This window comes from Zavarzinella sp. (assembly GCA_041399155.1).
Classification (GTDB): Bacteria; Planctomycetota; Planctomycetia; order Gemmatales; family Gemmataceae; genus JAWKTI01.
Window position 1 is genome coordinate 292,447 of sequence record JAWKTI010000003.1, and the last position, 12,411, is coordinate 304,857.

The window sequence follows — 12,411 nt, forward strand, 5'->3', positions numbered from 1 at the left end:
GACGGAGCTTTGGACATCATCGTGAACGCCTCATTTATTGATCAACTGCTGGATGTTCTGAGCACCCACCCGTTAAACGACACCACCCCACTGCCAGAGGGACGTGGGACGATTGAGTTTGACCTGGAAACCCACCAGAGCAATCGGCTGATCCATTCTTTCGAAGTGGAAAGGGCCACTCCGGTGACTGATCTGTCACAGTGGCAGAAATGATTTCGGGTGCCACGCTGGAGCCTGAAACTCTGCACGTGGTTTCTGTTGATCCTTTGTCGCAGATTGCCATCCTTCGCAGCACACCAGATCCCACCGGACAGGCATATTACGAAGTGAAACTGCTGCACCACAAATTTGCTTTTTTCACCTGTATGACGTGGGATGTTGCAGAATCAGAATTCTGTTCAGTTCCCTTTTCGATGAGCGACAAGGCACTTGCCCACGTTGTCGACATTCTCAGCAGATAATTTCAATTCTCAAATTCTGTAACGTATTTCGGGTCACTTGTGAGACCAGAGCGTCGAAGTGGGAATGTTGGGATAGTTCGAATGAATAGATTAACCACCAACCTCAAGATGATTTGGCGGCTGTTTGATTGCTAACAAGCTGCAGCATCAGGGGCTGAGCCAATCCGAGTGCACTATTATCGTCCGCTCGGGCTGCCACTGCTGGCATGTCCTAACGGTGCAATGAAGCGGTTTTCATCTGGATAGGAATAGCGAGAACGGCCTCGGCTTTGCTGTTCATCAATGGTCAGCAGTGGATCAATGCCAGGGTCAGCGGCATTCATTAAGCGGTTGTCAACGGGACTACGGGTGTTCTGGCACCCCGCCACGACCAACAAGATTCCCATCAGCACTGCACGTCGCATCGAATTTTCCATTGTGTTGGTTCTTTTCGTACCGTTCATTATGGAATTCGATTCAAGTCGCACGCAGATCGGGTGGATGAAAAAATTACAAATTGCCTGATTTTACAAACGGAAAATTGGTACAGGATGCAGATTGGGAAAAACTCATGCAATCAGCACTGCTTACACCTGGTTTTCACCCACCGTGGGGGCCATCAACACAATCAACTGGTTCAATCTGCGGGCAAAACCGGCTGGATCGCTGAGCGTACTGCCTTCCGCAATCACCGCCTGTTCGTAAACCAGTCGGCTGCAACTTTCCACCAGCGGATCATGGGGGTTTTGTTCGAACATACCTTTGATCTTGTTGATCACCGGATTTTCTGCATTAATTTCCAGAATCCGTTTGGCAGGTTCGGTGGCACGACCCATCCGCTGCATCAGCTTTTCGTAAGCGGGTGTCATCCCATTTTTACCCGCAATCAGGCACGAGGGGCTTTCTTTTAAACGCTTGGAAAGTTTCACATCCTCCACCTGGGGCAGAATACTTTTCAGATATTCCAGGAAGTTTTTAAACTCGTCCTCACGTGGGATCGCCGGATCTTCTGCTGCGGTGGTATCTGCCCGGTCAATCGCCTTCAGTTCCTTGTCGCGGAACTTGCCCATGGAGGGCATCAGGTATTCATCGATTGTTTCTGTCAGCAGCAGCACTTCCCAACCCTTACTCTTGAAGCTTTCCAGCAGGGGAGAGTTTTCAATGATGTTTTTTTCTTCGCCAATCAGGTAATAGATCTCTTTCTGATCCGCGGGCATTCGCTCGACATATTCAGATAATGTGGTGTATTTGCCTTCTTCCGTTTTGGTAGATTCAAACAGCAGTAAATCACTGAATTTTTCGCGATTGGTGTAATCCTGAACTGCCGCTTCTTTCAACGCAGGAGAATAATCTTTGTAAAAGTGCAGGTAGGCATCGAACTGGTCGCCTTTCAAAAATTCCAGTGCTTCGATAATTTGTCGCACCAGATCTTTCTGAATACGCTCCAGTACAGGATTGGATTGCAGCAGTTCACGCGAAATATTCAGCGGGAGATCGTTCGAATCAACCACCCCCCGGACAAAGCGCAGATAGTTGGGCAGCAGCCCATCGCACGATTCCATAATCTGCACCCGCTGCACATATAACTTCATCCCTTTCGGATCTTCCCAGGTAAAGGAAAATGGTTTTTCCTTGGGAATGAAGGCCAGGACGCGGTAATCGCTTTTGCCTTCTTTGTTGTAATGGATGACCTTAATCGGGTCGTTAAAATCGTTGGTCAGTGTTTTGTAAAAGCCGTTGTACTCTTCTGCGGTGATTTCACGAGGTTGCTGCAACCATAATGCTCGCCGAGCATTAATTGTCTCTTCTTCCGTGGTTTCGGTACCGTCTTCCGCCTTGGTAGTTTCATCCATCACAATGGGATGTTCGATAAAGTCTGAAAACTGCTTCACCAGGTGGCGGATTCGATAGCTGTCCAGAAATTCTTTGGCATCTTCTTTCAAATGCAGAATCACATCGGTCCCACGTTGTTCGCGTGGGGCATCCTCAATCGAAAAGCTCCCCTGACCATCCGATTCCCAGCGAATACCTGTGCCCGGTTCGCCCGCTTTGCGGGAATGCACCGTAACCTTGTCTGCCACCATAAAGGCGGAGTAAAAGCCCACGCCGAATTGGCCGATCAGATCCGGCTCAGTTGCCTGTTGGGCGGCTTTCAGGTTTTCCAGAAACGCCTTAGTGCCCGATTTGGCGATCGTGCCCAGGTGCTCGATGGCATCCTGCCGATTCATCCCCACGCCACTATCAGAAATCGTTAACGTGCTGTTGGCTGGATCGGTGGTGATTTTGATTTTCCAGTCCGCATTCCCTTCCAGTGCTGCCTCATTGGCAATGGCATCGAATCGCAGCTTATTGATCGCATCGCTGGCGTTGCTGATCAATTCACGCAGAAAGATTTCCCGATTCGAATACAGTGAGTGGGTGATTAAGTGCAGCAATTGCTTCAATTCGGTCCGAAATTCCATCTGCTCCGCAGACATGTTGCCCCCAAGTTTATAGTGTACAGATTTACAATTTCGACACCCACGTGCCGAACAACGTTTTTAATTCTTGAACAATGAGTTATTGTATTGTTCCACAGGTGGGAGCAATACCACAATGAAAATGTGGGATGAACCCAAATATATTATCAATAATCTAGTTACCAGTAATATTATTGCATGTAATGCAATTTCCCCCACCATGGGGCACGATTTTTCCCCATTTTGCTTCCTAAACTACATCTACCAGACATTTCTGTGGGGATAGGATGTTTCTTTCGCGACATGAGGCGATGTTGCAGGCAATTGTGGTGCAGCCCAACGATGATTCTCTTCGGCTGATCTATTCCGATTTTCTGGAAGACGATGGCGACTTCGAACGGGCACAATTGATCCGAATTCAGGTTGAAATGCGGCAACTTGGCCCAAAAGACCCGAAATTTCCCCACCTGAGGCAACTGGAACAGGCTCTGATCCGCAAAAATGATGTACGGTGGAAAAGCGAATTGCCCCAGTTTCGCGGGATCGAATATGAAAACTTCGAATCAGGCCTGATTTCCAGCGTGCGGGTACAGGATCCAGAAATGTTTCTGCTGAATTATGAGAAAATTCTGAATGCCGCACCGATTCAGGAGATCAGTGGGCATCGATTCCGCCCTGATTGGCTTGGTACACTGGTGGCACTGCCGGAATTTGCCCGCATCCGACGACTGGATCTTTCAGATGGTAACCGAATTGGCAACCTCGGCTTACAGGAAATCGTCGACTCACCCCACAGTCGGCAACTCACTTCGTTGAAACTGGATAACAACAATATCGGTCCCGGTGGGCTGACCGCACTGGCCCAGCGGGGCAATTTCCCCCACCTGACGGTGTTGTCGCTCGATCGGAATGCCTTGTTTGCGGACGGTTTACAACAACTGGCACAGGCAACAGGACTGTCCAGCCTGAAGTGGCTATCGATGGCGTGGACCCAGATCGACAGTACGGCAATGCAGGCACTTGCCGAAGCACCCTTTCACCTGCGAACGCTCTATGCCTCTGGGAACAATATTTCGGATGCAGGCTGGCGGATGTATGCCTATTCCGAAGCCGCCAGCGAGTTGGAAAACCTGTACCTGGAACGGACCTTGATTGGTGATGATGCTGCAAACGCGTTAGCAGATTCCCCACGTTTGCAGCACCTGCATGGGGTTTATCTGCGTGGCAACCGAATCACCGATCTGGGGGCAACAGCAATCATCGAATCGCCCCACCTTCAGGAAATTGAAGAGATCATTCTGGGTGACAACGCCATCAGTGCGGCGATGCACGACCCACTGAAACAGCGCTTCGGCCGCAGAGTACAGATATATTAATGAGAACTTATGAAACAAACGGCCGATCCACTGCACTACATCAAATCGACTCACCGCCAAACAACACGTGTCTGAAGGCACAAAGTGCCGTCTAGGTGTAGCCCGGTCCGTGAGGGCCGGGGATAGGTTTTGCCACGAATTGTAAATGCCTGTAAGGCCGTCTGACTCTGTTCCTTCTTTCAACTACATATTATCTTGATTATCGCTTATTTAATTCGTCCTAATCCTGAAGAGCAGTTCAATGAGAGAGTGTTAGATATTTCTTAATTGATCACAATCAAATTGTGTTAAACTTGCTAAACATAATATCAGCATGCCCTGCAAGCCACATACCTAGCCATTCTGATAATGGAACTTCCTCAGGAATTAATCCATTACCAACGTACGTGTTCCCATTAAGGTAATTTGAAGTGAGTTCATCGGGCATATTTGGCTCGAATCTATACACAAGAGGATCAGTATTATCACGAAGGTCGAGGCAAGAAAGAATTCCACATCCCCAACATGAAAAAGGAATTACTGTTGCATTCCACTTTTTAGCTTGCCGAAAAAAAGAGTATAAAGAAACAACAAAACGGCCATTTTTCAATTCGCTTGAAGGCAACAAAGGAAGCAATCCATAACCAGGTCCAAATCCCCCATTACCGATTTGAAGATAAAGCTGCTGCAACAGATTTGGCAATTTGCAGCCTATGATATCTTCTGCGATTGCTATTTCGGATAACTGTAGCACTTCATGAGGTGCGAGAAACGGTGGCCCGTGGGAAGTAGGTGACCGTTGAATCTGTATGCGAATCAGGTCAATTATACTATCCATATTTGCTTCCTGCCAATGCAATTGTTTGCAAACTATTTTGTAGTAATTCGTTTGAATCTCTTATAAGAATCCTCTTTCAAAATTGTCGAAAAGTTGCAATGCTTGCACCTGTAGATTCGCAAGAAACACTTTTGTACACCCATGAATCAATCTCAAAGAAGATTTACACAGCCTTGTAATTCCATGGAACTAGATTATAGAAAAATAAAGCGTTATAAATATTTGCATCAGTCGTATTTATATCAGTAAACATAATTTAGATTGAATGCATAAGAATTTCTTTGTTAAGTAGGTTTTTGCAGCGGCCAAACATTGATTAATCACAGTAGTAAAACCTCGTTCTCTTCATTGAGTACAATCCGCGGGTGGTCGTTGTCACAAATGTATATCATCCAAATTTCTTATCATCAATCCAAGTGGGCGATACTGACTTGGCAAATAGAATTTCTTTTGACCCTAATTTTGCAACTGATATAACTATTTCAGATGGGTCATTGTTGTCAGTATCATTTGTCAACAAAAAATCAAGATAATAGCCAGCAAAATACGACGTGCAATCATTCACTATTGTGATTGTACTGCTGTCGACAACTGCTTTTCTTTTGTTTAGATAGTAACTTACAAAATCACTGGTTGTGTCAACAAACATTGCAACAAAGCGAAAAAAAACATGATTTGATTCCTGTTTATGAGTGGTATTGTTCTAATTAACAGTGTGAGTTTACAAAATATTGCAACAATAACCAGGTATAAAATCGTGCTCGAAAACGATGTAAACAGACTACCTCTTTTGCCCAAACCTGTGATATATAAGATATAGCCGACTGGATCAATTACATTCAATGCTATTTCACACCCTGTTGTTGCTCGCTTAACGCCATTGAAGAAGAAATATATCGCCAAGGCAAAAATATGCCATCCACAGTATAGCAAAAAATGAAATGTAGCAAATAGAATGATAAATACTTTACTCATTTCAATGCAATTCCTCTTCTTGCAGCATCCTGTGCTAATAATCAAAAATGCTGTGCGTATTCTTAATTAGGCCCTTTTAAACATGTGTGTTACTCTAGCTCAAGCGATTCTATGTTCACAAATATTAACTCATTAATGAAAGGGCGCAGGCGGCAGCACCGATGAAGCCTGCGTCGCTGCCGAGGCTGGCATACCGGACGGTGGTGTTTTCGGCAGGCACTGGGAAGGCCAATTGCTTGATGTAAAACTGAATTCGCTGCAAAAATGGTTCACCGGCAGCAGTCATTCCCCCGCCATAGACAATCATGTCCGGGTCGATTACGTGCATCATGTTCATTGCACCGACAGCCAGATAGTAGGCGGTTTCATCCACAATTCTGCGGGCAATTTCATCACCCTGGTTGGCTGCCTGAAAAACTACTTTTGCGGGCAGTTCTTCATCGGTGGCTGCCAGTTGTTCCCGCAGCAACGAGGGCTGATTGCTCAATTCCACCGCTTCCTGGGCCCGTTTCACCACCGAAGTAGCACTGGCATACGCTTCGAGGCAGCCCCGTCGCCCGCACCCACAGAGGCGGCCATCGGTCATTTGAATGCCCATGTGCCCAATTTCCCCACCGTGGGAGTGCCTGCCTTCCATAATTTTGCCATCGATGACAATTCCACCACCAATCCCGGTGCCCAGTGTAAACATCACCATGCTGACGGTGCCTTTCCCCGCACCGGCCCAGAATTCACCAAAGGCGGCTGCGTTGGCATCATTTTGAAACGCGGTGGGGACCTGGAACTCTTTCTGAATCGAATCGCGAACCGGCACATTTCGCCACGGTTTTAAGTTGGGTGGGTCCAGAATCAGCCCCGCAGACAGGTCCATGGTGCCCGGGGTGGCCACACCAATGCCGGAAATATCGGAAATGCTTAGCCCAGCGGTACTTACGGCAGCCCGAATCGTGGCATACATCTGCTGCAGGCCATGCTCCTGACCTTTCGCAGCTTCCGTGGGCAGCGTGGCGTGTGGAAACACCTTGCCCGATTCCTGCACCACTGCGGCTTTCATGGTCGTGCCGCCCACGTCGAGTCCAACAAAATTTCGGTTCGCAGTCATATCAATTGACGTTCAGATGGTAGTTAAAGGCAATATTGTACGATTTCGCTCGTTTCGGTGCGTCATGAAAGCGTTACTGGCGGCAAAATTACCACAAAAAGTATACAAAAATATACTTATTAGATTTTTTTCATGAAATTTTCCAGCAGACGCAGGCCCACCTGCTGGCTTTTTTCGGGGTGGAACTGGGTGGCAAGCAGGTTATCGCGCCAGATTGCCGCACAGAATGGGGTGGGGTAATCTGCGGTTGCTGCCACCACATTAGGCTCTGTGGGGCGTGCGTAGTATGAGTGCACAAAATAAAAATGGCTGCCCAAAGGAATATCGTGAAACAGGGGGCAATCAGGCACCGTGTTGATTGAATTCCAGCCCATGTGGGGAATTTTCAGGCCAGGGTGGGGATCGAACCGCACCACTTCCCCAGGCAGGAAGCCCAGCCCACGGTGGGTGCCGTCTTCGTAGCCCGTTTCAAACAGTAATTGCAGGCCCAGGCAGATTCCCAGAAAGGGCCTGCCACGTTGAATGTGGGTGTGCAGCACCTCGCTGATGCCACTCTCTGTAATGTGGGCAATTGCATCCTGAAAGGCACCTACGCCAGGCAGGATCAGGCGATCAGCAGCCGCAATTTTCTCGGGATGTTGTTCAATACTGGCCGAATATCCAATAGTTTCGAATGCTTTTTGCACGCTACGCAGGTTTCCCATGCCGTAGTCGACAATCACAATACTGCTCATGATGGAGAGACACCTTGGGGAGCGGGATTGGTGAATCGCAGGAGCAAACCACCAATAAACATCCCGCCAAAAACTATTGTGGCAAAAACCAGCAGGATAATTTCGTCGAAAAACAAACTTTGCAGTGCAGGTGCCATGCGAGGCCCGTTCAGCACCACGATAACCACACCTAACGCCAGACCAGGCCCGAACGGCAGCGAGCGATCTTTTTTGAAGATCAGCATCAGAATGGCCATCGGCAATGCACACAACCCGCCGACAAAAAAGGATACAATCACGCCCTGCCAGCCGATGAACGCACCCGCCATCATCATCAGATCGGCATCACCCATGCCAATTGCTTCGCGACCCATCCCTTTTTCCACTAGAAACTTGATGGCACGCACCAGCAGGCTGCCCATGGCGGCACCTGCCAGACCGGTCAGCAGGCCCAGCAGCCAGCGAGATTCCACCATGAGCCAGGTGGGGAGCGGGCCCCACACTGGCCACTGATAAACCCCACGTGGGAACTTTTCCGGTGGGAAGTTGAAGGCCCACGAAGTGCGGACTGCGAGATTCCCACTGGTCAGTTCGGTGGGGAACGGCCAGGCAAAGATTGTCGCACTGATCAACCCAATGATGGTGCCAGTGGCAGTCAGGCTCAGTGGGATCGTGCGAGTATGAATATCGCTTAGTGCGGCAGCCAGCAAAAACGAAAACAGAATGGCATGATGAAAAAACAGAATAATCCCCTGCCATGGGATCAAACCCTGATTAATCGACCAATCCGAGGTGGCAATCACCGGCAGATGTAAGCCATTCATGAAAATGTCGAAATAGAGCAGTCCGGCAAACACCGCACCGCAGATCAGTTCGATCCAGAGGTATTGCGATGAATAGCGACTGCCACAATAGCGGCACTTCCCACCCAGCATCAGATAGCCAATAACCGGCAGGTTATCCATCAGCCGCAGGGGGGTGTAACATTTTAAACAGGTGGAACTGGGCCAGAGCAGGCTTTTTTCGTAAGGCAGACGACCCACCACCACGTTGATAAAGCTGCCGACGCAACTTCCCAGAAGGAAAGCCACAACCAGCCAGATGATTTCGATGGTCAAATTCGTCATAGATCGCTACCCAGCCCACTGGGAAAGGATAGCATCTCCCACCACAATTGGCGATAACCGGGAGATATTTCGCCACCGGTTGGATGGTGCCAGGTACTGGGATAAATGCCGATTTCCGGTTCGCACCCTCAGGACGGACACTATTCAGGAATGAGAGATCGGATCATCCGGATACACCAGAGATAAGAACATAACTGAAAAAGATGCTGAATGAGGCCCAAAATGCGGCCATGCAGGATGCAGAAGAGTTGAGCAAAGTAGAACAGAAATCGTCGCAAGTGCTTTTGGATCAAGAAGTTAGCAGTAATTTGCCGAACATTGCCGAAAAATGTACATACAACCAGATGCCCCTCTCAGGACTCGAACCTGAAACCCGCTGATTAAGAGTCAGCTGCTCTGCCAATTGAGCTAGAAGGGCTGGATAAGTAACTATACGCCACTGTGGGGTGGACGCACAGTGGTTTCTTTTCATTTTGAGCAAATTCGACACAGGAAGGTTCACTGCCTTTTCATTTTGGTTCATTGCAGTTTTGAAAGCAATTACCAAACGCGAACTGGCGATCAAGGCATTGCAATCTGGATTCCATCGAATGAAAATTATCATGCTCGTTCGGATATCCTGGTCGAAACCGGCCATCGGAATCCAAAAATGAGAAAGGGACAATTCTCATTTTTATGCAATTGCAGATAAATCGTGCCAGCAGTCATTCTTTGGCGCAAAAATTGCTGCGTGAAGAAATATTAACTTTAAAAGTGGTTTTCGGGTAGAAAACGCCCGATATGTGAGTGGATGTGCTGAAAATTTAAGCAATTGGTGCCAAATCAGCGGCAGGCAATGAACTGTTGCTCATTTTTGCCAATAATTTTGTGAAAACAATTTTAAATTTTTGTCATTATTTGCTTGCAGAGCACTTTTCAAGTTGTTAATATTTGGGGAAGTTTGTTGCAAACAAGATTATTTTTCTCATAATTTTGCGACGATCTACCACTTGATTCGCCTTTTCTCGTAATTTTTTTTGGAGTGGGTAATGCATCTTTCTTCTGTCCGGACGCGAAGTCGTCGGAAAGCGTTCACACTGATTGAACTGCTTGTCGTTATCGCAATTATTGCCATTTTGATTGGTTTGTTGCTTCCTGCCGTGCAAAAAGTGCGTGAGGCTGCCAACCGCAGTACCTGTACCAACAATCTGAAGCAGATTGCTTTGTCGGCACACAACTTTGATTCCCAATACGGTTACTTGCCACCCGGGACTAACCTGGAATATGACCGCACAACAGGTGTTCGTACCGGTGGAAGCTACATTGGTTTGTTGGCATACCTACTTCCATTCATGGAGCAGGAAAACATTCACCGCTTGATTCCGTCGGATCGATTTGAATCAACTACTGGTTCCGTTTGGTATGGTGGCGGTTCTTGGACTGCGGCAAACAATCACATCAAATCATTCTATTGTCCATCTGATGATGCTCGTACTGTAGCACCTTCGAGCGGTGTATTTGCTTATTTCTACACGTTTAGTACGACGCTTCGTGGCGGCTATTTTGCTGGCGCAAACCCTACTTTGGGCCGCACGAACTACACCGGTTGTGCAGGTGCTCTAGGCGACACGCCTTCTACTCCATGGTCGCAATGGAAAGGGGTGTTTTATCCTGGTTCTAAGACAACTGTTGCTACTATCACTGATGGCAGTTCTAATACAGTGTTTGTTGGTGAAATCATTGGTGGCACGAGTCCCGGCACTCGAGATTTCTGTGCAAGCTGGGCTGGCGCAGGGGCACTGCCTACAGCATGGGGTCTGCCAAGCACAACTGGTTGGTATTCTTTTGGCAGCAAGCACACCGGTGTGGTAAACATGGCCTGGGGTGATGGTTCTGTTCGGGCGTTACGAAAACGCGGCACCAGTACCGATTGGTACACTACCGCATGGTATCAGCAACAATATGCATCTGGCGGCTTCGATGGTCAGAACTACGATGTATCATTGATCGGCAACTAATGAATTAGTTTTAATTCTCATGAATCCTTCTTTGGCCTTTGATTTGCTAGATTAGCAAACAGATTGTTTTTATCACAAAATTTGAAGATCAGATGAAATTTTGTTGAAAGAACAATTTTTGTGGGCTAACATTATTGTTGGCTTGCGGTGGGTATTCCACCTTTCTAGCATTCATTGGTCATTATTTTGGAGGACACATGTACGGTTCCCGCTTGTCCAGTCGTCGAAGTGCATTCACTTTGATTGAGTTACTGGTCGTCATCGCCATTATCGCCATCCTGATTGGATTATTGCTTCCTGCTGTACAAAAGGTGCGTGAGGCGGCGAACCGCAGCACCTGTACTAACAACATGAAGCAAATTGCTTTGTCTGCACACAATTATGATTCCCAGTACGGGTATCTGCCCCCAGGCTTGAATTTGGAATACAACCGAACAACAGGGGCCAGAACAAGTGGCAGTTATATTGGCCTGCTTGCATACTTGTTGCCTTTTATGGAACAGGAGAACATTCACCGCTTGATCGAAGCAGACCGATTTGAGCCAACAACAATGAACGTGTGGTATGGTGGTGGCTCCTGGACTGCTGCGAACAACCATATTAAATCGTTTTATTGTCCGTCAGACGATGCACGGACGGTTGCTCCCAGTGTGGGTGTTTTTGCTTATTTTTTCACAATTAATGGTTCTCTCAATGGTGGGGCATTTGGTGGGGCATTACCGACTTTAGGCCGTACAAACTACACTGGCAGTTCAGGTGCTCTGGGTGATGTGCCTGATCCTTTCTGGGGACAATGGAAAGGTGTTTTCTTCGCTGGTTCTAAGTCGACTGTAGCTACTATTACTGATGGTAGTTCAAATACGGTGTTTGTTGGCGAAATTATTGGCGGTAATAGTCCAGGCACGCGAGATTATTGTGCCTCGTGGGCAGGTGCAGGTGCACTACCTACGGCATGGGGTCTGCCTGCAACTACAGGTTGGTGGTCATTTGGTAGTAAACACACTGGTGTTGTAAACTTTGCCTGGGGTGATGGTTCGGTGCGGGCACTCAGAAAAACTGGTCCTGCAACCGATTGGTATAGCACTCGTTGGTACCAACAACAGTACGCCTCAGGTGGATTTGATGGTCAAAACATTGACTTCAGTCTGCTGGGTAATTAACTTTTAGGAGTTTTATGAAGAAGATTCTCTTCAGCTTGCTTGTTGCAAGCTTGTTTATGGTGAACATCGGATGTGATGATTCATCATCTGGTTCGGGTTCAGGGGCTCCTGCTCCTAGCACAGGTGCAAAACCAGGCGAGCCACCTGCTCCTCCGCCGATCCCACCCCCACCACCCAAGATGTAATTGAACTTCACTTTCTTGCCCAATACTTTCCCTTGTCAAATATCCCTAAATGTGCTCAAA

The 12,411-nt window shown here is 47.7% G+C and carries 13 protein-coding genes and 1 tRNA gene; 6 read left to right on the forward strand and 8 right to left on the reverse strand.

What is annotated here, in order from left to right:
- Positions 1-21 precede the first annotated feature (21 nt).
- Both R3B84_15345 and R3B84_15350 read left to right on the forward strand, forming a co-directional pair.
- The gene (locus R3B84_15345; GenBank protein MEZ6141946.1) at positions 22-213 is read left to right on the forward strand and encodes a hypothetical protein; all 192 of its coding nucleotides are present in this window, start codon (positions 22-24) and stop codon (positions 211-213) included.
- On the forward strand, positions 201-461 hold the full coding sequence (locus tag R3B84_15350; GenBank protein ID MEZ6141947.1) for a hypothetical protein: 261 nt from the start codon (positions 201-203) through the stop codon (positions 459-461). The genes R3B84_15345 and R3B84_15350 overlap by 13 nt, the downstream gene beginning before the upstream one ends.
- Positions 462-637: 176 nt before the next feature.
- Here R3B84_15350 and R3B84_15355 read toward each other — a convergent pair whose 3' ends face one another.
- Complete coding sequence (locus tag R3B84_15355; GenBank protein ID MEZ6141948.1) at positions 638-904, reverse strand: hypothetical protein; 267 nt, start codon at positions 902-904, stop codon at positions 638-640.
- A 123-nt stretch (positions 905-1,027) separates the two neighbouring features.
- A complete protein-coding gene (htpG, locus tag R3B84_15360) occupies positions 1,028-2,917 on the reverse strand; it encodes a molecular chaperone HtpG (protein MEZ6141949.1) in 1,890 nt (629 codons plus the stop codon).
- 269 nt (positions 2,918-3,186) lie between these two features.
- Here htpG and R3B84_15365 point away from each other — a divergent pair, with 269 nt between their 5' ends.
- The gene (locus R3B84_15365; protein MEZ6141950.1) at positions 3,187-4,275 is read left to right on the forward strand and encodes a TIGR02996 domain-containing protein; all 1,089 of its coding nucleotides are present in this window, start codon (positions 3,187-3,189) and stop codon (positions 4,273-4,275) included.
- A 277-nt stretch (positions 4,276-4,552) separates the two neighbouring features.
- On the opposite strand, the gene R3B84_15370 is transcribed toward R3B84_15365, so the two are convergent.
- The 4 genes from R3B84_15370 to R3B84_15385 form a co-directional block, all read right to left on the reverse strand.
- Positions 4,553-5,092, reverse strand: coding sequence for an SMI1/KNR4 family protein (locus tag R3B84_15370; protein MEZ6141951.1), 540 nt, complete (start codon positions 5,090-5,092; stop codon positions 4,553-4,555).
- Positions 5,093-6,191: 1,099 nt separating this feature from the next.
- Positions 6,192-7,169: an ROK family protein gene (locus tag R3B84_15375; protein ID MEZ6141952.1), complete on the reverse strand. Its 978-nt coding sequence runs from the start codon at positions 7,167-7,169 to the stop codon at positions 6,192-6,194.
- Positions 7,170-7,288: 119 nt separating this feature from the next.
- A complete protein-coding gene (gene hisH, locus R3B84_15380) occupies positions 7,289-7,903 on the reverse strand; it encodes an imidazole glycerol phosphate synthase subunit HisH (GenBank protein ID MEZ6141953.1) in 615 nt (204 codons plus the stop codon).
- Complete coding sequence (locus R3B84_15385) at positions 7,900-9,009, reverse strand: prepilin peptidase (protein MEZ6141954.1); 1,110 nt, start codon at positions 9,007-9,009, stop codon at positions 7,900-7,902. Before R3B84_15385 ends, hisH begins: the two co-directional genes overlap by 4 nt.
- 203 nt (positions 9,010-9,212) lie before the next feature.
- Here R3B84_15385 and R3B84_15390 point away from each other — a divergent pair, with 203 nt between their 5' ends.
- A complete protein-coding gene (locus R3B84_15390; GenBank protein ID MEZ6141955.1) occupies positions 9,213-9,389 on the forward strand; it encodes a hypothetical protein in 177 nt (58 codons plus the stop codon).
- Here the strand turns inward: R3B84_15390 and R3B84_15395 are convergent.
- A tRNA-Lys gene (locus tag R3B84_15395) sits at positions 9,355-9,427 on the reverse strand. The two genes, R3B84_15390 and R3B84_15395, sit on opposite strands and share 35 nt — an antisense overlap.
- 610 nt (positions 9,428-10,037) lie before the next feature.
- On the opposite strand from R3B84_15395, the gene R3B84_15400 reads away from it, so the two are divergent.
- Positions 10,038-11,006 (forward strand): DUF1559 domain-containing protein, encoded by a 969-nt coding sequence (locus R3B84_15400; protein MEZ6141956.1) that lies wholly within the window; start codon positions 10,038-10,040, stop codon positions 11,004-11,006.
- Positions 11,007-11,203: 197 nt separating this feature from the next.
- The gene (locus tag R3B84_15405; GenBank protein ID MEZ6141957.1) at positions 11,204-12,166 is read left to right on the forward strand and encodes a DUF1559 domain-containing protein; all 963 of its coding nucleotides are present in this window, start codon (positions 11,204-11,206) and stop codon (positions 12,164-12,166) included.
- Here R3B84_15405 and R3B84_15410 read toward each other — a convergent pair.
- Positions 12,147-12,374, reverse strand: a complete 228-nt coding sequence (locus tag R3B84_15410; protein MEZ6141958.1) for a hypothetical protein — start codon at positions 12,372-12,374, stop codon at positions 12,147-12,149. The genes R3B84_15405 and R3B84_15410 overlap by 20 nt on opposite strands.
- Between the last annotated feature and the right edge of the window lie 37 nt (positions 12,375-12,411).